An 18,523-nucleotide genomic window follows, 5' to 3' on the forward strand; every position below is an offset into this window, starting at 1 on the left:
GGACAGTTCGGATCATAATCCCGTTGCGGCAATGCCTAGCTCTTCCCCAGCGATATCGAGAAGCTCCACCACGGTGGTGTCGAGCACTAAAGCGATCCGCTCCAGTCTGATGATTGTCGGATCAGCTCGGCCCATCTCAAGCCTTCGGATGTAGGCGACGGATAGGCCGGTCCGGGAGGCCAGTGCCTGTGGGCTGAGCCCCGCAGTCTCCCTGAAAGTCATCACACGTTCGCCGACGGCAGCGAGAAAGAGTTGCGAGCCGCTGAGTTCTTTCGACGGCATGAAATCGACCTCTAACAGGCCGACGATCAGCCTTCGTTGGCCGCTTCCGGGTCTGGCGTGATCAGGACAACAGGCGTCGTTTCGAGGGCTTGGGCGATTTCGTGCAGACTTAGGACGGTGGGATTACGAAGTCCTCGTTCGAGCTGGCTGATGTAGCGCTGGTCAAAATCGCAGCGGTCAGACAGCGCCTCTTGGGTCAGGCCCGCTTCCAGCCGCAGCCGTCGAACATTCCTTCCGACAAGCACTCGAATGTCCATCGAACGAGCGTTGACGTGGCGTGACGGCCAAGTTTATTCACTAAAGAGAATATCGACTTTCAGTTGTCCTGTTCGCCGACAGCCGAGATGCCGACCGATCATCGACGGGGGAACGTGAATGATCAGATCCATCTTAGCCATCAGCTTTGGCATTGTCGGAGCGCTGGTCGTCGTTGGGTTCGCTGGACCGGCTGACGCCCAAGGCACATTTGATTGTCGGCGACCGGCCGAGTCTTACCAGAGGGTGGTGTGTGCCGACGCCAATCTCCGATCGGCCGATTGGCGTCTGAACGAGACATTGGGCGAGGCCCTTCGGACGGTCCCTAACCCGGATCAACTGCGCTCCGATCAGAGCGAATGGACCCAGAACCTGCGCAACTGTTCCACGGACGCTCTGTGCCTGCGAGACTCCTACGCCGACCGGATCGGAAACGTCAGTCGACAAACTGCAGATTTCCTTGAAGGGCAGAGGGCCGCCGAGGCTGACAAAGTCGAAGCATCAGAGGCGGTAAAGACCCCGAAGCCCGTCGCCCCGGAACAAACCCCGATTGCGACGAACGCTCCCTTTGAACAGGTCGCGGCCGACCCCCCGTTAGAATTCCCCGCAGATGTGTCGGATGATGTCGCAGTGCCGACCGACGCTTGGGGAGGTGATACGGCCCAATCATTCGAGCCGATCAATCCCGACACGCCGCCAACTGCCATTCCAAGCGAGTCCGCCGCTCCCGACGACGCCAATCCCATGGCCAGCATCGGCTTGGGTCTGGCCATGCTTGCCCTGATTGTCGTCGTGATCGTCGCACTGCTGGCGACCCGATCTTTGGCCAACTATTCGATGCAGCGATACGGATGGCCCATGATCTTGAACTGGTGGAACCTGCTCCACCTTGTGGCGATCTTCGCCCTGATCGGAGGCATATCCTTCGGTGCCCCTATCGCTGGCCTCGTCATCGCCGGGGGGTTGTGGGTCATCATGCTGCTGGTCAACTGCCTCAAGACCAACCTGCTGGCGGGGTTGGCCATGACGCTCATCCAACCCTTTGTGATCTTTCTGCTCTGGGCGCTCTACGGGGCGGCCAGGGCGAAGGCTGAGGGCCGAAGGGTTTGACCCGCAAGCGCAGAGGTCTTCCGCCGGGGTTCAGGCTCTCGCTGTCTCGGGCCACCGGTCTGAGCGAAGCCAAACGCAAACTCTCGAAAGAAGCGGGCGTCCCAATCACCCGCTCCGGTCGCCAGCGCAAACTCGGAGCGGCGATGGGCTGCTGCGTTGTCTTGGCCCTGCCGTTTGCGGGAGTGGGGCTGACCACAATCACCGTCTGGGAGACGATGAAATGACCGACAAGCCAGATCAACCAGCTGAGCCAGACCCTATCCCCGCCCTCTTCGCCACGATCCACTTCCGAAGCGATAAGCGTCCCAGCGGATACACGGATGATGAGATCGCCGAGTTGAACGAGGCCTTGAACAACGACCTGCCAACGAGTGACTCTAAATGAAGCGGGTGATGATTGCCTCTGTCGCCGCACTGACTGTCGCGGGGTGCGGCGACGACGGGCATTCAGACAAATATTACACCGATTTGGCCAAGGCCTCTGAGCAAGCTGCTCAGGTGCCAGTGCCGCCGCCTGAAGACGTCATGCCGACATCAACGGCCGAGTACCTCGGGCTGTTCGAAGCTAGAGGTCTGCACCTGGGGATGCACAAAGCGGATGTCGCACCTGCTTTGGCCACCCGAGGTATGTTCGTTCCGCCTGAAGGCGGAGCCCCGCTCACTGAGATGGTCGCCCAGCTGCCAACCTTTGCTGCATCGGAAACAGCCTACATCGACACACCGGAATGTCGGGACGAGTTCCAACGCCACCGGAACATGAGTGCCAGCGAGGCCAACTCGCTGGCAGCGACGTTTTATCGTGGCTGCGACATGGGGGCCCGTATCTTCTACGACAGCGAGCAACTGGTGGTTGCCTTCTACGTGACGCCCGCCGGGTTTGGCCTGGAGCGAACCGACCTCAGACAGTTCGCCGAGGCTGTGGCGGCCAACTTGCCGACGGGAGACCTCGTTCCAGAAACCCAGTCCATTAGGACGCTCGGCCAGAGCGGCGTTTGCACAAACTTTGTGGGGCAGGCGACGGCGGGCGAGCGGATAAGTGTCTCCGATTGCGGCTTCATGCGGATGCAAGTTCAACATTCGGCCGCAGCATCTGGCGATTTCCAGTAGGCGGATCGACCCGGCGTAAAATCAATCCTCCCGCGATTTGACCCGGCGGGGTGGACTTTCCAGGGCGACAGCTCAGGCCGCATTCAAATCCGGTTCTCTGGCGATTTTTGCAGCGGGAAGACGTTTTTGGCATTCGCTCGGGCGTTCCAACACGCTGTTACAGATTCCAGCGTGGTGGGTTTCCTTAAACAACCGTCAAGCTGAGCGGGCGTTTGCGGACCGTCATACTTGTTTAACGAGTTGATTAAATACGGCTTCATGATCAACACGTTGTTTTAACACGATTTTTCTGGGGTTTTGGTCGCTCCTATGCTAAGGTGTCAGCCAATCCAACAACCTCACCGGTTCTCCCATGACCCACGACTCCGTCTCTTCAACGGCCAATAACCATGTGTCCGTCCTTGTCGACAGACCCTCACCAGATCCGTCCCCGACCTGGCGGGAGTTATCGAAGCCTGGCATCGAAGTCAGCCTCGACGACTTTCTGACGACCGATCCCGCAGTCCCGCCCAGCTAGTCTTCTGCCCGAACAGCTGGGGTACTTGAGGACCGGGTTTGTGTCCTCATCGCCGCTGACGGGCACCGCCGCTCCTGTCCTCAGGTCAGGCTAAGCCCAAGCTCCACCGACCACGTCTGAACGCAACAACCGATGGCGCAATGCCGCCCGCCGGTGATCCCGTGCGCCCGGACGAGACCTCCCTCCCACAGTTTCAGGAGACGCTCACCCCATCACCCTACGGCCTATTCATTCAACATCAGGAAAACAAATGTCCGATAAACAATGGCTTACTACCGAAGAAACTCACGCTCTGCGAGAGCAAGGAGCCCCTCTCTGCTACATCAAGGCGTTGGGAGAACTAAATTATCGGCCTGAAATGGCCAAACATCACCAATACTCCCCACGGTACGGCGTCTTTCAATATTGCTCGGCGAGACGATCATTAGGGGGCGCTCAGAGGACGCTCATCGAGATACGAGAAGCCCTGGCCCCGCACCTCGGGCCTTCACGATCGATAAAGGATCCCACCGGCAGCAACGCCTTCTGGATAGCTTGGCGAACGGTTCCTGGCTGGACCATGTCGGTGTCCGCCGATCAATACCCCTACGACCCCGAGTGGTTCACGACCGCCCTGCTGATCCACCGTCGCTTTTCAGATCGGGCGTCGCAGGCGCAGATGGATCGAGAGGTCAAAATCGCTTTGTGGGGGCCATACGAAGAAGAGTGGCCCGGAAGGCCTTACACCGGCCCCCTGCTCGAGCCCTTCATTGACAAACCTCGTCGGCACCCGCGTGCCGCAATGTTTGATGAGTTCAACTGCGAAGGCGCTGCCTCCGCCGTCACCGCTCAGGCCACTTTGACCGCCGCCCAACCAACCCTCACGGGCAGTGGCAAGTCCCTGAACATCCCCAGCCTCGAGGGCCTCTTTATCAACGAATAGCCGCCCTGCGGTTCCCACCATTCGTGACCGTCAGGACTCCCTGGCGGCTCGAATACGGCTGCGCCCCTGCCGCCGTCCCACCCTTTAAAAACAGGACCATATAATGAAAAATCTACCCTTGCTGACGAGTATCACACCCACGGACACCTTGGACGATCTGGTGGCCAGACTACCAAAAACCGCTGTTCCGACCCATCTGGAAGGGGCCGAAATGGTGATCGACGAGAACGCCATAGCGACTCGGTTCGGGACCACATTGAGCCCATCCGACGAGTCTTTGATCGTCGAGTTTGACGATGAGGGCGGGGTCGTATTCGCTGAACTTAGTAAGCCCTTCCCCACAGTCCGGCGGGCTAAAGCGCAAGCCCTGAAAATCGGACATAAGTTGCTATCGCAGCAGTTCGCACTGGATGGTCTCGAACGGTCCAAGCCAGCGTTTCGAACGACGTTTCACCATGGCATTGTTTGCCAGTATCAGACGTGGATCGTCGGCGAGCGCCAAACTGTCGATGTCGTGGTCTGGTCCTGTCCAAACGACGCCGGCCACGATCGTGCATTCGTATGTGTGGCGACGCACATAACTTCGGACGCTGAGGGACAGGATCCTCGACCCAGATCAGCTTCCTATCCAATCGACAGCCTAAATCCCTGGGCAGGATGGGAGGATGTCGGCGACAGAGCGGGCGTAGACAGCCGAAACCGTGCCTATCACGCACACATCGAACCGCCGACCGCTGAGGAATGGGCGGCCATGGTCCGGCCGGACGATCTCGATGAGCCGACTATGGATGAGGTTCTGGCGTCTATCCGCCAGGTCATTTCAGAGGATCCGGATCTATCGAGGTGGCCGTCCCATGCCGGTGATTGAGAAAACGCCGGAGCAATGCCCCGGCGCTTCCAGTCTGCACAACTAGCCTCAGGCCTTCTTCGCCGCCTTCTTCGTCGTGAAGCGGGCCTGAAGTCCGGCCGCCGCCTCGGCCAAGGCGGCGTCCAGCGATCCCGTCAGCACCTCCTGCCGCAAAGGCGGGAGGAGCTGACGAAGGTCGTCCAAAGCCCCTAACACGAAGGTATCCTTGCCGTCCTTCACCTTGAGGCGTGTCGATCCGTACCTGATGGCGAAGTGTACCTTGCCGCCGTCGTCGATGAACCACCACGGCGAAACCTGTCGACGTTCCTCTGACGACTTCACTTCGTCGCTTTCCAGATCCCGCTCCTTGCGGACCTTGACCTTCTGATAGCTGCCCCCGGCCTCGATGGCCTCCAGCAGCTTGATCTGATCGGCCAGACCCTCGGCCAGCTTCTTGCGTCGCACCCTCACCGGGTCATAGCCCGTCTGCCGCTCGCCGCCAGCGATCACTTCCAGTTTGTCCAGAACGCCCATGCACGCCTCCATCTGTTGATGGCCGCCACATCCCTTGGCCTCGGGCCAGAGACAACGATGCCGGAGAGGCTAATCCGTCCGCCAAACATCTATCTCTGGATAACCAGAACAAATACGGAACATGTTCTTGCGCATCCCGCACATGCGGAGTCACAACGTCATCCGGGTCGGCACCTGGAGAGCGTCATGCAAGAAGAACTTTTCCCGACCCGACCGGCTGATCAACACCGCCTGATGGAGCGCATGGCCAGCGCCCGGGTCTCGCCTGATCAGGCCCGCGAGATCATCCGCTCACCCGAAGCCCACAGGGCTTTCATCGCCGAGCTATGCGCTGGGATGCAGTGGGCAGCAGGAAAGCGGTCGTGAGCGGTCGGCACAAGGGCGCTGGTCAAAAGGGAGCGCCAGACGTCGGGGACTTGGAAGCTCTGGCTCGCATGGTGCGCGAGCTTCAGGACATAGGCGCCGCCATCAACATGCATCACCCCTGCCAGCACCCGATCGCAGCAGCGAGGGCTACGGTCTTTGCAGCGTGGGCGGAAATATCAGGCGAGGGAATGGCCTGGTCGATTCCAGCAAGTCAGATGCTTACGAGCGGGCTATCTCGAAGTTCGCTTAAGCGCCAGCCGAGTGTACCGAGGTCAAAGGCCGCGCCTGAACCGACAAAGGGCCCTGCCGTCCGGTGAGAGGACGGCAGGGCCAGGGCATCACTTAGGGCTAGGACTTTCGGAGCGGCGCGTCATGCCGGGCCACCGCTCGCTTGGGCCGGCACCGATGGATCAACGACGAAATATCAGCGGCGTTCCTATGTCGGCCGCACGACGGATCAACGCACCGGTCAACATCGGAACCGCGACGCTTTGCATGGCGTTGCCAGTCCGAAAGGAGCACGTCATGTCCGACGACAAGACAAAGACCGGCGGCCAGGACCGCCAACGCATCAGCCTCAGCGAAGACTACGAGGTCCGTGACTGGGCCGAACGGTTCGGGGTGACAGAGGACCAGCTGCGCGCGGCGGTCGGGCGCGTCGGCAATCAGGCCGACGCCGTGAAGCGGGAGCTGGGCAAGTGAGCGGACGGATCGAGGGCGATCCGGGAGAGGCCAATCGCGGCATAGGCCAGCAAGACGTTACGACCGACCAACGTCCGGCCGCCCGAGTGGAGGAGACGAAACCGGGTTCCGGCACAGGTCCGACATCGGCTAGGCCGAGACACCAGGAGCCGGGGGCCGAACCAGACGCGTCCCCCTCTGGCACCTACGGGCAAGGCTGACCGCCGGGACTTTGTGGCCGACCGTGATGGCTTGGACCGTCGATATGACGATGGAGGATCGGATGAACGGGAGTGACCTGAAAGCCTTCCGGATCTCGCATCGGCTGACGCAAGGACGGGTGGCTCAGCGTCTTCAGATTTCCCGAGGCGCTATCATCGACTACGAACAAGACCGACGACCGATCCCGACGTGGCTGGGACTAGCCATCGCGGCTTGGGCGGCGGGTCTGCACACCTACTCAGCCTCACCTGAAGACTTGCAGCAGGTGCTGCGCAAACGACGTGTAGATGGTCCAGCCCTGGCTGCTGGCCTTCGCCACTGACCTCATGGGCTGTCAGTCAGATCGGAAGAATATAGATCCGCTCATAGCCGGCCCGCCCATCGGCAGTCGGCAGGACAAGAAACTGACTCAGGTCGGAGTTGATCAGGTCGCGGGCCAGAGCATTGAACCGCTCGGTATGGGCGTCGTTTCTAACCAGCACGACGCCATCCCCGTCCAGTTCCACACGGAACGCGGGGTCATCGAAGCTGACCTTGTCGAGCAGACGACCCATTCAGGTAGATGAACCAAAAACCCCCGGCTGAGTCCAGCGTAGCCGTAAGCGGTCGGGTTCCCGGCTTCAGGCGGGCTTGGGTTCGGTGTTCAGCAGCGAGGCAACCGCGTTGACGATCTGGGCTGAAACGAACGGCTTGCTGACCAGGATGCTATTCGGGACACCATGGGCAGCCCATTCATGGGCGCTGTCAGCGGTGACGTAGACAACGGGCAGGGTCGGAAACTTTTCCCGCGCCGTTCGGGCAACATCCCAGCCCGTTTGATCGCCACCGAGGTTCACGTCTGTGACAAGCGCACGACACGTTTCGCCTTCGGTGTCCAACAGACCGATGACTTCCGCATAAGACATCGCCGACCGGTGAGCAAAACCGCCGTCCTCGAGCGCTTGCTCGATGGTCATGAGGATCAACGCTTCGTCATCGACGACGAAGATGCACACAGAGTCAGACATTTAGGGCTCGTAAACACGGACGGTACTTAACACTCAACCCTTCGACCGGTTGCGGACCCATGCCATGGGTGCGCAGACCGTTTGCTAGATGAGACCCGATAAAGCTATATCTTGGCAGCTTAACGCCAATCAAACGTCGAACTGAACGAACCTTGACGGTGCGCATTCGGTTGGTGCGGGTTCGCGGGGGGAGACATGGTCAGAGCAATAGATGACGTAAAGCCATGTAGACGGATGCGGTCTCCATGAAAGAGCGCCAAAATCTGTCGACCATGGCGGAAGAGTCTCCCGCCATGCTTTGGAGGGGTGATGAAGACGGAAATTGCGTTTATCTGAATAAGGCCATGCGGACTTTTTGGGGTCTGAAGCTTGAAGATTGCCCAACCTTTGAATGGGCGAGCACCCTGCTAGTCGAAGATCAGTCAGCCGTTTTTGAGCACTTTAGTACTGGGATGGCTATAAAGCAGCCGTTCACTTGTGAAGGGCGCTATCGTAGAGCAGACGGGCAAATGCGAGTCCTCCGCACCCGCGCGGAGCCCTACAGCCATGATGGATGCTTCGCTGGGATGGTGGGCGTAAACGAGGACATCACCGATCTTCGCAATGCGGAGCAAGCCTTGATGATCCGAAATCAGGACCTTGATCGCAGCCTTGCGCAGATGGAGTCGGTTGCTAGTCGGTTTGCGATGGCCACGAGCATCTCCGGGCTTGCGATGTCCGAGCATGACGAGGACCTTCGGTATACCTGGGCGCACAACGTTCCAAACTCACTGGGCAAGACGCCAACGGAGATGGTCGGTCCTGAGGTCGGGGCCCCTCTCGAGGTCCTTCTTCGGCGGACGCTGGATACCCGTCAAACGCAAGCCCAGGAGTTGTCGTTCCTTCTCGGCGATCAGAGGCTTTGGGTGGATATTCAGGCGTCGCCTTCAACGCTCCCCGATGGGCGTCCGGGCGTAATCGCCAGTGCCCTGGACGTGACTGCGCGCAAGCTGAATGAGTCGAAGCTCGAAGTTTTGGCGAAAGAACTCGGGCATCGTGTCAAGAACGTCTTTGCGGTCGTGCAGGCGATTATCCGGCAATCGACCAGGACGATCTCCGTGCCCGAGAGCTTTGTCGTCGCGATCGAAGCGCGGCTGATGGCGCTCGCCCAAGCTCAGGATTCACTGTTGAATATGACGGACGACCGGTTCGAGCTGGGTCGACTGTTGGCTCGCCAGCTGTCCCACCTTGAAAGGGTCGATCTTGATGGGCCGCAAGTCCTGCTGCCTGGAAAACTGGCTCCATACCTTTCTCTTGCGGTCCATGAACTTGGTACCAACGCGCTCAAATACGGCAGCCTTCAGGCCGACGAAGGTCGCGTTAGGCTTACGTGGTGTCTCCCCGACGATGAGCATGTATGCCTGAGTTGGGAGGAGCTTGGCGGACCATCACCGAGGGCGAGCAGCCCGGGTCCCGAAAAAGGTAATGGCGGGTTTGGTTCTCAGTTGCTGACCAAGGTTTTTCAGGCCGCTACTGAGGGCAAATCCACACTCAGTTTCCCGCCGGAAGGACTGAAATGGGAAGCGACCGTACCCACAAAGTTTTCCTTGAAGTTATAGCTATTAGCCGAATTGGATCGCACAGTACTTGTTCTTCAGCCCCGGAGACGAGCCCTCGGCCAATGGCAGACGACGCTCAGGCCAGACTGTCGCTTAGCTCCCAGCGCGCCTAAGAGAACCAGCTCATCCCAGTCAGTTTACTTAGGGGATGCCGCTGGAAGCTTCAGCTTCTCGGAGTAGGATAAACCTTTCGGGGCTCGGCCAAGCTATCAGTCGCTTCCCGCGACACCTCCGTAGTCGTGCGCCCCTCCAGCCCTGCCTTGGCCATCCAGCGATGATCGCGCGTGCCGTAGAGGCCGCCGAAGACTGCGGCGACCCCGCTGAGAAACATTGTTAGGAAACCCCACAGAGCCAGCGTCGCGGTGTTGTCGGCGGCATTCTCTACTTCCACGCGGTCGGTCTGCGGGACGACAAGTTGTTCGTCTGCGACGCGCCTATCTGGCGACAGAGCATCACCGATGACGGTCTCATCAGCAGCCGCCCGGGTCGCTTCACCGCCCGCGACCCCGGCCGTGTTCACGGCCGCCGAGCCCGACGCGATCAGAATGGCGAGGAGGAAGGCAACGCCCCAGACGCTGAGGCCATGCAGCCCGCCCTTGTGATGATCGGCATACTTCGCCGCGCGGCTAGCGACTGCTCCGCCCACGAACAGGGCGATGGAGTTGGCGACCACGGCCCACATGCCAGCGGCGGCAGCGAAGCCTTCTGCGTGACCGCCGGCGAGGTCGTAAGGATTGAAAGCTCCGGCCCCCAACGCGACGCCCAAAAGGTTGAGCATCGCCCCCGTGGCCACAGCTACGACCGCACCCGCGATCACTGCTGGCCAGGAGACGAGGACGTGAAGGGGGTGCGGGTGGGAGCTTCGGTCGAGATAGTCGGTCATGTTTCCCTTCCTTGGACTACGATGCCAATGGAAGGTCTACGCGTCGGTTGGGTTCCGACGAGAAGCTCTATATGGTTAACGATCAGCCGGGGCCGCTGCGTCAGGCGGCACCGCAGCTAGGTGCATGTTTGTTCGAGTGCCTCACCAGCGTTACGACGCCTGTCGCTCGCTCTTCCGTGCTAGGCGCTCATCCAAGCCGTCGAAGAAGAATGTGACCGGCAAATCCATGTGCACGGCGATAGTCCACAGCACGGAAGCGGAGAGACGATTAATACCCTGTTCGTATTTTTGGATCTGTTGAAACGTTAGGCCCACCATCGATGCGACCTCACTTTGAGAGAGGTTCTGCGCCTGACGGGCTGTTTTGAGCCTTCCACCAACGTGAACATCAATAGGCGTCCTCGCTGCAGCATTGGATGATTGAGGCATGCCTTAGACAAGCTCCCGATTGCGACCGACGCAAGCCATTAGCTGGCAAAAACAGCCCCGTTGCGCAAACTTGGGGCGTCAATCAAGCTGCTAGAAGGGCCGGCTCTGCCGCTGTGACCGCCTTCGCCCGGACTGGGAAGGGGTTGGGTCGGCCGGTTTTTGAGGTCGTAGGTGGCCCTTTAAACGCATGTAGACACTGGGTTTGGACGATCGCTTCCCTCGATTTCATAATGAGAGGGTCATCGCTCTATCGGTAGCGTGCTAATTTCGATAGCGCGGTTGAAGAGTCAGCAATTACCGTTTCGGCAAACGCTGGTTAGCCGAAAGGGTAAGGACGCTTCGTCCTTAGACCGCCTAGGGTCGGAACGGTCGTGCTTCACGAAGCGCGGCACGGAGAATGTCCGCTTTCGGCAGGACAGCTAATGTCGCAAACCGACCCAAAGCGGACCTAGGGTGGCCCATTGTAGGAGCCCCCTTCCACGTCCCCCGATGCGACATGGAGCTTGAAAGGGAGCCAATCTGGCGGACCCATTGGGTTGTAAGCCTCACCCGTTATTGCCTGGCCGTCGCATCGGAGCGACCGCATCCCATCCCAAGATACTCGGCGCGACTGCCAAATCGCGCCAGACGGCCCGATGGCTTCAAACCATAGACCATTTCCAACGATCAGGATTTTCTGGCCGGGGACAAACTCGATGAAGTCGGCAGGCCAAGTGAGTTCTGAGGCGGTCTTGGCGTCGATGTTCACACGATACGCGGTACTGCCAGCTACAACGATGAGTGCTGCTGGTCCTAGCTCACCTTCAACATCCAACGCCATCTAATCAGCAGACCCACCCTTCGCCGCCTCCGCGCCGATGCGGACATCGCATGGGCGCTAGCTGTTGCCTGATATGAGGCAGGGTAGGGTGTCTTTCGAGTTGGCGAAGGTAACCTGACAGCGCCCTACCGCCAGGGCTATCTGACGGCCGTGCCGGCCGCCGACGGCAACTCGGTTGCGGGCACCAACGAGACCATGAACTTCGATGCACAGGCGTCGTACAACATCACGCCTCAGCTCCGCTGGCCGAGGTGCTGATGGCAGAGGGGTAGATATGCAACGGCAGGAATCGTCGTGCGTTCTGGCTGGTGGGCGACATAGCGCCCGGCCGGACCGCAGCGATGGCGGAGCGCAAACTCACCCGTGTTCTGACCGACCGCATCTGCCAGCTCGCCCATTGGGTCGGTCACCCGTACATGATCGCGGCGCTAGGCCTCTTCACAGGGGTCTGGTTTGTTACGGAGAAGGCCAACATAGGCTGGGACGGCTTCCTCGCCGTCTTCACGATGGTTGCGACGATCGTCATTCAGGCTTCGCAAAACCGGGACACTGCAGCAATCCACGCAAAACTGGACGAGTTGCTCAGGGTCAATGAGGACGCACGGGACGACCTCCGACATGTTGAAGAACTGCCTGAGAAGGAGATCAACAACCTCAGGGACTAGGGCTGCCTAGATCCGCTTGCACGTGCGCTATCGCACCTTGCCGGCCTCTCGGTTTCGCTTGCGGGGCACGAACCGCGATGGGGAACACGGCAAAGACTCGGCAGTTCTAAGTGTCCACCCAACAAGGATACACCTCAATGCACACCGACAATAATCGCGCCGTCAAGGCCCTCAACGATCTGATCGAGACCACGCTGGATAGCGTGAATGGCTATCGCCATGCCGCCGAAGGCGTTAGCAATCCGGAACTAAAGACCCTGTTCACAGAGCGTGCCGGCAAACGTGAAGAACTCAGCCGTCGGCTCCAAGCCGAAGTTCGCACTTTTGGTGGTGAACCAGAGGATGACCAATCTCTTCTGGGGCGCATCCACAACAAGTTCGCGGAAATCAGAGGCGAAGTCATGGGCCGTGACGACAGCGGCGTGATCGACGAAGTTGAGCGTGGTGAGGATGTGATCAAGGCGCGGTTTGAAGACGCAACTAAAGACGCCGATCTTCCCGATACACTTCGCCACCGCGTGGCTGAAGAGTACGCGTCGATCAAGGCTGACCACGATACGCTCAGTGGTTTGAAGCATCGCCTCAACTAAAGCGCCACTTCTTCAAAGGTATAATCGAACGACGCGCCCGAGTTGATCTCAGGCGCGTCGTTTTGCGGCTACTTACTCGGTTCGGGCTGCGGCATCGGCAGCAGCATCGGTTTTCCGAGCGGCGGTGTCGGCGGCTGCATCAACGTTGGCTGCTGCCTCGCCGGTCGCTGCGGCGGCGCTGTCGGCAGCCGCGTCAGCGTTTGCCGCGGTGTCGCTCGCAGCAGAAGCAACTGTCGCCCCTGCATTATCAGCAGCGGCAGCTGCCTTGTCTTCCGTATTTTCGGAACAGGCGGCAAGTGACAGAGCGGCCGCGATGGCGGCGATGTAGATGGTGCGCATTTTGTTTCCTCAGGACTGACATGGCAGCTAATCCGCCTTCAAACGTCAGCTGATAGAACCTAGTCGGCGGTCGGCCCTGTGGCGACAGGATTGATAGCGACTGTTGTCCGAGAGGTCGCATCTGTGTGTCATTGCCTTGGACGGCTCCCGACCCGATGCTGACTTCGGCTAAGTCATCTCGCGGCTAACCAGGTCTTGCCCCGGGTGATCTTCGCCCAGTGTCCGAATGAGGCGGACCGCGACGCGAAGGAGAGCGGGATTCCCCAGCCGGTGCCAAGCGTAGATGAGGTCCTCTAGATCAGTGTCCGCAATCGAACTGCGAGTGAAGGACCGGCCCTCCCGTAGCAGTCCTGCGCCACCGTCGAGCGACTTGTCGATAAGCTGAGCCATATTGCACCAAGGTGAGACGGGGTCGGTTCCGTCGCCTTCGCGGAAGCATACCTGGGGCCATCAGCTAACTGCGCTGGACATCTGCTCTAGGCCTTGGTCGCGATGTCTGCTTTTCGGCAAACACCATATGACCACCTTCGACCCATTGCAGACTCCGGTTCCGCCGGTAACCTCTGCGGATGAGCCTTCCTACCTTCCAAGACCTCTACCCTCACTCCAAGGCGTATCTGGGATTGCCGCCCCTTCGCATCCCGGCAGGATGGATGATCGGGTGGAATACGCTCGATGCAGGGATGGCCACGTCACTGGACGGTATCGGTGGCTCGTCGGTGTTCACCGCGACGAATGAAGGGCGTCGGTTCCGCATCGACATCATCTTCAGACCGGAGTTTGACCCGGACGGTGCCTTCCATCTCGAAACCTGGTATCAACCTTGGCCTCGATCCGAGGGGGGGCGCAGGAGAAATGATTGCCTGTTCGCCTTCGATGCAGACGCACAGATCATCCACGAATTCGAGACGCGGTCATACTCTGCGTTAATCGCGGAACTGGAGCACTGGATCGCTCGCTGCACTGTATGGCAGCGCGAAGGGAGCTGATGGCAGCTTTCGACCCTTATCGGACATTACTGGACCGTTGCGCTTCGTAAGCCTCGATCATGCTCCAAAGCATTGCCTGATGCTCGCTCGGTCTTTCTGCTGCATTGCGGACCGAATGATATTCGACATCGCTGCTGATCGAGCCGCGTCGCACAACCCGGCTTATGGTCCTGCTGAAGAGTGCGCGAACGTCCGAGAGGGTTGGAAGTCCGGCGGCAAGGAACTCTTGATCGGTCGAGACGACTCGGTCATCCGGCCAGTCGCCCGTCAGTTCCATCACGTCGCCGATAGCAAGTGCAAGGCCCACCCTCGCCTTAGCCGGTGCCTTCTCGGCGAAACCATCGAGGACTTGAACCGGGTCGATGTCGGAGCCGACTTCGATGTGTGGCATGGCAAGCACGACCATTCGTCCAAGCCATATTCTGAGGTCGTCGTAGTTGTCAGGGCTCACCAGCATGCCGCTATCGTGGCCACCTTCATGAGCGACGGCAATGTCCCCTTTCCACCCATAGCGGACATTCGGAACGTCCGCTTTGGGCCTCTGCCTGCGCGTCGATGGATGGCGACTACTCGTTGTTCAACCGGAACGCCCGGCCTCTGGCACCGAGAAGGCTCCAGCCGGCCGTTGTGGGCCGGAACCCTCCCTTTTGTCCTTGAACGGCCAGCCCCAGAACGGCGAGCTGTGAGCCTCGGCCTTCCGCAGGGAGGCGCTCGGGATCGATCAGGTTCAGCAGGGCGTCGATACGTTCGTCGTCGGTCATCGTGATCTCTGAATGCAGAGGTGGTAGCCAGGATATCTGGACTGTGGTGCTGTGGAGGCGATGTGCAACCTCTACTCCATCCGCAAAGGCCCTGCTGCGATCCTCGACCTTGCGCGCGCCATGGGGAACGTGGGCAACCTCGAACCCCGCGACATCTATCCGGACTACCCGGCACCCATCGTCAGGAACGGGCCGGATGGCGATCGGGAACTCGTCCTGTCGCGCTGGGGTCTGCCGTCGTCCAAGAAGGCGTTGTTCGACGCGGCCACCAAGCGGGCCGACAAGCTGAGGGCGAAGGGCAAGGACGTCGATTTCCCCAGGCTCCTAGAGCTCGAACCCGACAGCGGCACGACCAACGTCCGGAACACCGCCAGCTCTCACTGGAAGCCGTGGCTGTCGCCCCAGAACCGGGCGCTCGTCCCCTTCACGTCCTTCAGCGAGCCCGGCCGCGACGCCGAAGACCGGTACCGTCCAATCTGGTTCACGCTGCCTGGAGACGAGCCGCTCGCGTTCTTCGCCGGTGTCCACGTTTCGGACTGGACCTGTGTGCGCAAGATCAAGACCGGCCTGGAGACGTGTGATCTGTTCGCCTTCCTGACCACCGAGCCCAACGCGGAGGTCGGCTCGGTCCACCCCAGGGCGATGCCGGTCATCCTGACCACCGACGAAGAACGTGACGTCTGGATGCGGGCACCGTGGGAAGATGCGAAGGCGCTACAACGGCCGCTTCCGGACGGCTCGCTGTCGGTGGTTAGCCGCCAATGATCGATTTAGTGCCGCCCTGGCTTGAGGCCATCGGGGGTGCGCTCGGGATGTCGTTTGCCCTGTCGGGGATCCAACGGGCGCAACGACTCGGTTGGCGGAACAGTCAGGACCGCACCACCGCCTATGGCCTTCTGATATTCGGCTTTCTGCTGACGGTGGTCGGTGCGATCCGATGGGCGGGCCTGTGAGGTTGCTCGCCCGCGCGATCGTACTGGGGACGGTGCTGAACCTTGCAGGCATCGCGCCTGAGCAGGGGATCAGCATCTGGGTCCAACGCCTCCTTGCCGACCAGGCCTACGATCGCTGCATGGCGACCGGTGGAGACGACGACTGGAAGTGCGAGGAGCTGGTCGAATAGGCGTCAGGCTTTCAACTGGCCTCGGGTGGAACGGCCGTCTGCCGGACCGCCAGCGTCAGAACCGGCCCGTCGGCCTTCGCTTCGACGGCGTCCACCAGAGGCCAGAAGGTCAGGTGCCAGCCGGGCGGGCTGCCCATGAAGATCATCGTACCGTCGCAGCCCACCCGACGACACCGAGCCGACCGGCCCCAGGGTTTGAAGTCGCGACCGTTCATGCGGATCAGCACCTCGAAGTCGCCCAGCAGGTCGAGGTGGCAGTGCAGGCAGCGGGTCCGGATCAGCCACCCGTCGCGCTGCATCTGGCCCAGCATGACGTGGGGATGCAAAAGGTCGTGCAGGCCCCGACGCTCCGGCTTCTTGTAGCCCACGCCCTAGACCCCGGTCCTGAGGTTAGCAGCGTCGCCCCGCCACTCCCAGACGCGCTCGTATCGAGGACCCCAGTCGCGCTCCACCTGGATCCTGTCGGGCCGCTCGCCACAGTCGCAGCACCGAAAGGGGATCAGGCCCATCTCGATCGGCTGCCACCGCCTTGGAATGGCACCGACGCGAAGCATCCGAGTGCGATTGCAGCGCCGACAGTCGATCGTCGCCCTGAGGGTGTGATCGTCCCTCATCTCCAGCGGTGTCATGGCTCAGGGTCGCTTGCCGGCTGCCCAGTACATCCCGGCGCACAGCTCGGAGATGAAGGCCTTGTGCGCGTCCGGTGAGCGGATGATCTCGCGGGCCTGCTCAGGCGACACGCGGGCGCTGGCCATGCGCTCCATAAGTCGGTGCTGGTCGGCCGGGCTGGCCGGGAAAAGCTCTTCTTGCATGACGATCTCCAGGTGCCGACCCGGCTGGCGTTGTGACTCTGGAACTGCGGCGCGTGCAAGAAGATGTTCCGTTTTTGTTCTGTTTATCCACCGCCATTGAGACCTGTGGACGGGATGGCAATAGCGAGGCCTCAACCGGCAAGCCGGGTTGCGATGTCAGATTTGGATCTCGGCCGGGAGGCCCTGAGCTAATTCCGAGATCAGGTCGCCTGGGGCTATGCCCATTGCCCGTGCCAGAACGATGAACTCGACGATATCGACGCGCCGCTCTCGGCTTTCAATTTTCGAGATAAAGGAGCGTGGCTTGTCGATCCGCTCGGCCAGATCACGCTGCGAAAGTCCGAGGCGCTTGCGCACGGCGACGAGTTGGCTGACCGCCTTTTCGTAGGCGGCCGACGTAACCCAAACTCTCCGCATCCGGTCACTTTCAAACGACGTGACACGTTGCTAAGGCTTGCTCAAACCGCACCCATCATGGGGGCAAACGAGGATTGGCGACGCCATTATGCGGTGCGTTAGCCGCCGAAGTTGCGGTGGTGGCCTGGGGGGCAAATGGAGTTCGAATACAAGGTGATCGACGTCGCTGACGGGGCGATCAGCTCATTGCTCCTGAATGAGGGTCGCATCGAAACCGACGTGCTGGAGGCGTACTTGAACGCCATGGCGGCCGAAGGCTGGAGGGTGGTTTTCATGGCTAACGTGCTGCAACGCCACCTCGTCGTCAGCAGCAGGGAAACTCTGATGGTGACCTTCGAGCGGCGGGTGCCGGAAGACCAACGGGCCACTCGGGCCGCGCGGGTGCTGGACGACATCATCACGGCCGAAGACCGGTCCAAGATCGTCGGCCGGAAAGCTGCGGCCGGCGCGATCGGGCTGGCCGTCGGCGGAGCCGTCATTGGGTCGATCCTCTCGAACGAAGGCGAGGCGTAACGTCATGGACATGCAAGCAAAGATCGCCGCTCGCCGCGCTGAGATTGAGACCCAGACGCGAGAAAGCCATCGCCTAGCGACAGAAGCTACAAAGGCGGAGCAGGCCGCCGCCGAGGCTCAGCGTGTCCAGGCGCTGGATGAAATCGCCGCCGAGGTGTCACGGGACGGTCTGGACGTGCAGCGTCAGGGCGGCGAGCTCAAGGCAACCGCCAAGGTGCCGATTCCCCTCGATGTCGACGGGCTCAAGCGATCTGCAGTCGACAAGCTGTTGGGCAGGGAAGCTCGCAAGATGTGGACGCCCGCCGAGAACTGGCAGGTGATCACCTTGATCGTCGCAGGCGTGTTTCTCATCACCGCCTATGGGCTCGGGCTGGGGCTCATCCTTGTCGGACTGATCAATCGAAACGCTTTGAACAAGCGGTACAAGGCTGAGCTCCGCCAGCGGTATCCTGCAGTGTTCCTGGAGCCCCAGACGCCGCCGTCCGCCACTAAGACCGGGTAGTAACCGCGCTCACCTCCTCCAGCTCTCCGGCGGATATTTGTAGGTGAGAAGAAAAAAAGGGCACCCGCCCCGCGACCGACAGATGTCAGTGCGCGGGGCGGGTGATAGATGAGCAGGCCCGTTTGCAGCGCCGGCCTCGACGTCTGCCAGGTTCAGGCGCTGGCGTGCTGCAGATTGCCAATGCGTGAGGTGCAAGCCATAGCCATGAGCCATGGGCTGCCTAGTTATCTTT

At 60.6% G+C, this 18,523-nt stretch carries 29 protein-coding genes; 16 read left to right on the top strand and 13 right to left on the bottom strand.

Annotated features, from left to right (window positions below; genetic code table 11):
• Window positions 1-12 precede the first annotated feature (12 nt).
• Entirely contained in the window at window positions 13-282 is a 270-nt protein-coding gene (locus AC1DW4_RS06185; protein ID WP_477016374.1) for a helix-turn-helix domain-containing protein, read from the bottom strand.
• Window positions 283-308: 26 nt separating this feature from the next.
• Window positions 309-539, bottom strand: coding sequence for a helix-turn-helix domain-containing protein (locus AC1DW4_RS06190; RefSeq protein ID WP_477016375.1), 231 nt, complete (start codon window positions 537-539; stop codon window positions 309-311).
• 118 nt (window positions 540-657) lie between these two features.
• Here AC1DW4_RS06190 and AC1DW4_RS06195 point away from each other — a divergent pair, with 118 nt between their 5' ends.
• From AC1DW4_RS06195 to AC1DW4_RS06215, 5 genes are all read left to right on the top strand, one after another.
• Entirely contained in the window at window positions 658-1,647 is a 990-nt protein-coding gene (locus AC1DW4_RS06195) for a lysozyme inhibitor LprI family protein (RefSeq protein WP_477016376.1), read from the top strand.
• 220 nt (window positions 1,648-1,867) lie between these two features.
• The gene (locus tag AC1DW4_RS06200; RefSeq protein ID WP_477016377.1) at window positions 1,868-2,032 is read left to right on the top strand and encodes a hypothetical protein; all 165 of its coding nucleotides are present in this window, start codon (window positions 1,868-1,870) and stop codon (window positions 2,030-2,032) included.
• The gene (locus AC1DW4_RS06205; RefSeq protein WP_477016378.1) at window positions 2,029-2,754 is read left to right on the top strand and encodes a hypothetical protein; all 726 of its coding nucleotides are present in this window, start codon (window positions 2,029-2,031) and stop codon (window positions 2,752-2,754) included. Before AC1DW4_RS06200 ends, AC1DW4_RS06205 begins: the two co-directional genes overlap by 4 nt.
• A 1,076-nt stretch (window positions 2,755-3,830) precedes the next feature.
• Window positions 3,831-4,193 carry a hypothetical protein gene (locus AC1DW4_RS06210; RefSeq protein ID WP_477016379.1) on the top strand — a complete coding sequence of 121 codons (363 nt, stop codon included), beginning with the start codon at window positions 3,831-3,833 and terminating at the stop codon, window positions 4,191-4,193.
• Between the two features lie 103 nt (window positions 4,194-4,296).
• Window positions 4,297-5,061 (top strand): hypothetical protein, encoded by a 765-nt coding sequence (locus tag AC1DW4_RS06215; RefSeq protein ID WP_477016380.1) that lies wholly within the window; start codon window positions 4,297-4,299, stop codon window positions 5,059-5,061.
• A 48-nt stretch (window positions 5,062-5,109) separates the two neighbouring features.
• On the opposite strand, the gene AC1DW4_RS06220 is transcribed toward AC1DW4_RS06215, so the two are convergent.
• Window positions 5,110-5,574 carry a hypothetical protein gene (locus AC1DW4_RS06220; protein WP_477016381.1) on the bottom strand — a complete coding sequence of 155 codons (465 nt, stop codon included), beginning with the start codon at window positions 5,572-5,574 and terminating at the stop codon, window positions 5,110-5,112.
• Window positions 5,575-5,760: 186 nt separating this feature from the next.
• Here AC1DW4_RS06220 and AC1DW4_RS06225 point away from each other — a divergent pair, with 186 nt between their 5' ends.
• Together AC1DW4_RS06225 and AC1DW4_RS06230 are read left to right on the top strand one after the other, a co-directional pair.
• Window positions 5,761-5,940 (top strand): hypothetical protein, encoded by a 180-nt coding sequence (locus tag AC1DW4_RS06225; protein WP_477016382.1) that lies wholly within the window; start codon window positions 5,761-5,763, stop codon window positions 5,938-5,940.
• A 525-nt stretch (window positions 5,941-6,465) separates the two neighbouring features.
• The gene (locus tag AC1DW4_RS06230) at window positions 6,466-6,642 is read left to right on the top strand and encodes a DUF3606 domain-containing protein (protein WP_477016383.1); all 177 of its coding nucleotides are present in this window, start codon (window positions 6,466-6,468) and stop codon (window positions 6,640-6,642) included.
• A gap of 539 nt (window positions 6,643-7,181) precedes the next feature.
• Here the strand turns inward: AC1DW4_RS06230 and AC1DW4_RS06235 are convergent.
• Together AC1DW4_RS06235 and AC1DW4_RS06240 are read right to left on the bottom strand one after the other, a co-directional pair.
• A complete protein-coding gene (locus tag AC1DW4_RS06235; RefSeq protein WP_477016384.1) occupies window positions 7,182-7,397 on the bottom strand; it encodes a hypothetical protein in 216 nt (71 codons plus the stop codon).
• 66 nt (window positions 7,398-7,463) lie between these two features.
• Window positions 7,464-7,850 carry a response regulator gene (locus AC1DW4_RS06240; RefSeq protein WP_477016385.1) on the bottom strand — a complete coding sequence of 129 codons (387 nt, stop codon included), beginning with the start codon at window positions 7,848-7,850 and terminating at the stop codon, window positions 7,464-7,466.
• Between the two features lie 245 nt (window positions 7,851-8,095).
• On the opposite strand from AC1DW4_RS06240, the gene AC1DW4_RS06245 reads away from it, so the two are divergent.
• On the top strand, window positions 8,096-9,448 hold the full coding sequence (locus AC1DW4_RS06245) for a PAS domain-containing sensor histidine kinase (protein WP_477016386.1): 1,353 nt from the start codon (window positions 8,096-8,098) through the stop codon (window positions 9,446-9,448).
• A 163-nt stretch (window positions 9,449-9,611) separates the two neighbouring features.
• Here AC1DW4_RS06245 and AC1DW4_RS06250 read toward each other — a convergent pair whose 3' ends face one another.
• A complete protein-coding gene (locus tag AC1DW4_RS06250) occupies window positions 9,612-10,331 on the bottom strand; it encodes a hypothetical protein (RefSeq protein WP_477016387.1) in 720 nt (239 codons plus the stop codon).
• Window positions 10,332-10,481: 150 nt separating this feature from the next.
• The gene (locus tag AC1DW4_RS06255; RefSeq protein ID WP_477016388.1) at window positions 10,482-10,760 is read right to left on the bottom strand and encodes a helix-turn-helix domain-containing protein; all 279 of its coding nucleotides are present in this window, start codon (window positions 10,758-10,760) and stop codon (window positions 10,482-10,484) included.
• A gap of 1,161 nt (window positions 10,761-11,921) precedes the next feature.
• Here AC1DW4_RS06255 and AC1DW4_RS06260 point away from each other — a divergent pair.
• Together AC1DW4_RS06260 and AC1DW4_RS06265 are read left to right on the top strand one after the other, a co-directional pair.
• Window positions 11,922-12,245, top strand: coding sequence for a low affinity iron permease family protein (locus tag AC1DW4_RS06260; RefSeq protein WP_477016389.1), 324 nt, complete (start codon window positions 11,922-11,924; stop codon window positions 12,243-12,245).
• 137 nt (window positions 12,246-12,382) lie between these two features.
• Window positions 12,383-12,835: a PA2169 family four-helix-bundle protein gene (locus AC1DW4_RS06265; protein ID WP_477016390.1), complete on the top strand. Its 453-nt coding sequence runs from the start codon at window positions 12,383-12,385 to the stop codon at window positions 12,833-12,835.
• A gap of 72 nt (window positions 12,836-12,907) precedes the next feature.
• Here AC1DW4_RS06265 and AC1DW4_RS06270 read toward each other — a convergent pair whose 3' ends face one another.
• Window positions 12,908-13,174, bottom strand: a complete 267-nt coding sequence (locus tag AC1DW4_RS06270) for a hypothetical protein (RefSeq protein WP_477016391.1) — start codon at window positions 13,172-13,174, stop codon at window positions 12,908-12,910.
• Window positions 13,175-13,743: 569 nt separating this feature from the next.
• On the opposite strand from AC1DW4_RS06270, the gene AC1DW4_RS06275 reads away from it, so the two are divergent.
• On the top strand, window positions 13,744-14,163 hold the full coding sequence (locus AC1DW4_RS06275; protein ID WP_477016392.1) for a hypothetical protein: 420 nt from the start codon (window positions 13,744-13,746) through the stop codon (window positions 14,161-14,163).
• Between the two features lie 16 nt (window positions 14,164-14,179).
• On the opposite strand, the gene AC1DW4_RS06280 is transcribed toward AC1DW4_RS06275, so the two are convergent.
• Together AC1DW4_RS06280 and AC1DW4_RS06285 are read right to left on the bottom strand one after the other, a co-directional pair.
• Window positions 14,180-14,620 carry a hypothetical protein gene (locus AC1DW4_RS06280; RefSeq protein WP_477016393.1) on the bottom strand — a complete coding sequence of 147 codons (441 nt, stop codon included), beginning with the start codon at window positions 14,618-14,620 and terminating at the stop codon, window positions 14,180-14,182.
• 109 nt (window positions 14,621-14,729) lie between these two features.
• The gene (locus tag AC1DW4_RS06285) at window positions 14,730-14,924 is read right to left on the bottom strand and encodes a hypothetical protein (protein WP_477016394.1); all 195 of its coding nucleotides are present in this window, start codon (window positions 14,922-14,924) and stop codon (window positions 14,730-14,732) included.
• A gap of 60 nt (window positions 14,925-14,984) precedes the next feature.
• On the opposite strand from AC1DW4_RS06285, the gene AC1DW4_RS06290 reads away from it, so the two are divergent.
• Genes AC1DW4_RS06290 through AC1DW4_RS06300 form a run of 3 tightly spaced genes read left to right on the top strand, consistent with a single transcriptional unit; the run spans window position 14,985 to window position 16,047 of the window.
• Window positions 14,985-15,689 carry an SOS response-associated peptidase gene (locus tag AC1DW4_RS06290; protein WP_477016395.1) on the top strand — a complete coding sequence of 235 codons (705 nt, stop codon included), beginning with the start codon at window positions 14,985-14,987 and terminating at the stop codon, window positions 15,687-15,689.
• Window positions 15,686-15,877, top strand: coding sequence for a hypothetical protein (locus AC1DW4_RS06295; RefSeq protein WP_477016396.1), 192 nt, complete (start codon window positions 15,686-15,688; stop codon window positions 15,875-15,877). The genes AC1DW4_RS06290 and AC1DW4_RS06295 overlap by 4 nt, the downstream gene beginning before the upstream one ends.
• A complete protein-coding gene (locus AC1DW4_RS06300) occupies window positions 15,874-16,047 on the top strand; it encodes a hypothetical protein (protein ID WP_477016397.1) in 174 nt (57 codons plus the stop codon). The genes AC1DW4_RS06295 and AC1DW4_RS06300 overlap by 4 nt, the downstream gene beginning before the upstream one ends.
• 11 nt (window positions 16,048-16,058) lie before the next feature.
• Here AC1DW4_RS06300 and AC1DW4_RS06305 read toward each other — a convergent pair whose 3' ends face one another.
• The 3 genes from AC1DW4_RS06305 to AC1DW4_RS06315 form a co-directional block, all read right to left on the bottom strand.
• Window positions 16,059-16,415: a hypothetical protein gene (locus tag AC1DW4_RS06305; RefSeq protein WP_477016398.1), complete on the bottom strand. Its 357-nt coding sequence runs from the start codon at window positions 16,413-16,415 to the stop codon at window positions 16,059-16,061.
• A gap of 264 nt (window positions 16,416-16,679) precedes the next feature.
• Window positions 16,680-16,859, bottom strand: a complete 180-nt coding sequence (locus AC1DW4_RS06310) for a hypothetical protein (protein WP_477016399.1) — start codon at window positions 16,857-16,859, stop codon at window positions 16,680-16,682.
• A gap of 156 nt (window positions 16,860-17,015) precedes the next feature.
• Complete coding sequence (locus tag AC1DW4_RS06315) at window positions 17,016-17,276, bottom strand: helix-turn-helix domain-containing protein (protein ID WP_477016400.1); 261 nt, start codon at window positions 17,274-17,276, stop codon at window positions 17,016-17,018.
• A 135-nt stretch (window positions 17,277-17,411) separates the two neighbouring features.
• Here AC1DW4_RS06315 and AC1DW4_RS06320 point away from each other — a divergent pair, with 135 nt between their 5' ends.
• Together AC1DW4_RS06320 and AC1DW4_RS06325 are read left to right on the top strand one after the other, a co-directional pair.
• Entirely contained in the window at window positions 17,412-17,789 is a 378-nt protein-coding gene (locus AC1DW4_RS06320) for a DUF4177 domain-containing protein (RefSeq protein ID WP_477016401.1), read from the top strand.
• Between the two features lie 4 nt (window positions 17,790-17,793).
• The gene (locus AC1DW4_RS06325; RefSeq protein ID WP_477016402.1) at window positions 17,794-18,291 is read left to right on the top strand and encodes a hypothetical protein; all 498 of its coding nucleotides are present in this window, start codon (window positions 17,794-17,796) and stop codon (window positions 18,289-18,291) included.
• Window positions 18,292-18,523: the final 232 nt, after the last annotated feature.

It is taken from the genome of Brevundimonas sp. P2_A6, from assembly GCF_056404975.1.

Excerpts from the sequence above, each read along its gene's own strand:
- AC1DW4_RS06185 (WP_477016374.1), bottom strand. The coding sequence starts at position 282 with ATGCCGTCGAAAGAACTCAGCGGCTCGCAACTCTTTCTCGCTGCCGTC.
- AC1DW4_RS06190 (WP_477016375.1), bottom strand. The coding sequence starts at position 539 with ATGGACATTCGAGTGCTTGTCGGAAGGAATGTTCGACGGCTGCGGCTG.
- AC1DW4_RS06195 (WP_477016376.1), top strand. The coding sequence starts at position 658 with ATGATCAGATCCATCTTAGCCATCAGCTTTGGCATTGTCGGAGCGCTG.
- AC1DW4_RS06200 (WP_477016377.1), top strand. The coding sequence starts at position 1,868 with ATGACCGACAAGCCAGATCAACCAGCTGAGCCAGACCCTATCCCCGCC.
- AC1DW4_RS06205 (WP_477016378.1), top strand. The coding sequence starts at position 2,029 with ATGAAGCGGGTGATGATTGCCTCTGTCGCCGCACTGACTGTCGCGGGG.
- AC1DW4_RS06210 (WP_477016379.1), top strand. The coding sequence starts at position 3,831 with ATGTCGGTGTCCGCCGATCAATACCCCTACGACCCCGAGTGGTTCACG.
- AC1DW4_RS06215 (WP_477016380.1), top strand. The coding sequence starts at position 4,297 with ATGAAAAATCTACCCTTGCTGACGAGTATCACACCCACGGACACCTTG.
- AC1DW4_RS06220 (WP_477016381.1), bottom strand. The coding sequence starts at position 5,574 with ATGGGCGTTCTGGACAAACTGGAAGTGATCGCTGGCGGCGAGCGGCAG.
- AC1DW4_RS06225 (WP_477016382.1), top strand. The coding sequence starts at position 5,761 with ATGCAAGAAGAACTTTTCCCGACCCGACCGGCTGATCAACACCGCCTG.
- AC1DW4_RS06230 (WP_477016383.1), top strand. The coding sequence starts at position 6,466 with ATGTCCGACGACAAGACAAAGACCGGCGGCCAGGACCGCCAACGCATC.
- AC1DW4_RS06235 (WP_477016384.1), bottom strand. The coding sequence starts at position 7,397 with ATGGGTCGTCTGCTCGACAAGGTCAGCTTCGATGACCCCGCGTTCCGT.
- AC1DW4_RS06240 (WP_477016385.1), bottom strand. The coding sequence starts at position 7,850 with ATGTCTGACTCTGTGTGCATCTTCGTCGTCGATGACGAAGCGTTGATC.
- AC1DW4_RS06245 (WP_477016386.1), top strand. The coding sequence starts at position 8,096 with ATGAAAGAGCGCCAAAATCTGTCGACCATGGCGGAAGAGTCTCCCGCC.
- AC1DW4_RS06250 (WP_477016387.1), bottom strand. The coding sequence starts at position 10,331 with ATGACCGACTATCTCGACCGAAGCTCCCACCCGCACCCCCTTCACGTC.
- AC1DW4_RS06255 (WP_477016388.1), bottom strand. The coding sequence starts at position 10,760 with ATGCCTCAATCATCCAATGCTGCAGCGAGGACGCCTATTGATGTTCAC.
- AC1DW4_RS06260 (WP_477016389.1), top strand. The coding sequence starts at position 11,922 with ATGGCGGAGCGCAAACTCACCCGTGTTCTGACCGACCGCATCTGCCAG.
- AC1DW4_RS06265 (WP_477016390.1), top strand. The coding sequence starts at position 12,383 with ATGCACACCGACAATAATCGCGCCGTCAAGGCCCTCAACGATCTGATC.
- AC1DW4_RS06270 (WP_477016391.1), bottom strand. The coding sequence starts at position 13,174 with ATGCGCACCATCTACATCGCCGCCATCGCGGCCGCTCTGTCACTTGCC.
- AC1DW4_RS06275 (WP_477016392.1), top strand. The coding sequence starts at position 13,744 with ATGAGCCTTCCTACCTTCCAAGACCTCTACCCTCACTCCAAGGCGTAT.
- AC1DW4_RS06280 (WP_477016393.1), bottom strand. The coding sequence starts at position 14,620 with ATGCTGGTGAGCCCTGACAACTACGACGACCTCAGAATATGGCTTGGA.
- AC1DW4_RS06285 (WP_477016394.1), bottom strand. The coding sequence starts at position 14,924 with ATGACCGACGACGAACGTATCGACGCCCTGCTGAACCTGATCGATCCC.
- AC1DW4_RS06290 (WP_477016395.1), top strand. The coding sequence starts at position 14,985 with ATGTGCAACCTCTACTCCATCCGCAAAGGCCCTGCTGCGATCCTCGAC.
- AC1DW4_RS06295 (WP_477016396.1), top strand. The coding sequence starts at position 15,686 with ATGATCGATTTAGTGCCGCCCTGGCTTGAGGCCATCGGGGGTGCGCTC.
- AC1DW4_RS06310 (WP_477016399.1), bottom strand. The coding sequence starts at position 16,859 with ATGCAAGAAGAGCTTTTCCCGGCCAGCCCGGCCGACCAGCACCGACTT.
- AC1DW4_RS06315 (WP_477016400.1), bottom strand. The coding sequence starts at position 17,276 with ATGCGGAGAGTTTGGGTTACGTCGGCCGCCTACGAAAAGGCGGTCAGC.
- AC1DW4_RS06320 (WP_477016401.1), top strand. The coding sequence starts at position 17,412 with ATGGAGTTCGAATACAAGGTGATCGACGTCGCTGACGGGGCGATCAGC.
- AC1DW4_RS06325 (WP_477016402.1), top strand. The coding sequence starts at position 17,794 with ATGGACATGCAAGCAAAGATCGCCGCTCGCCGCGCTGAGATTGAGACC.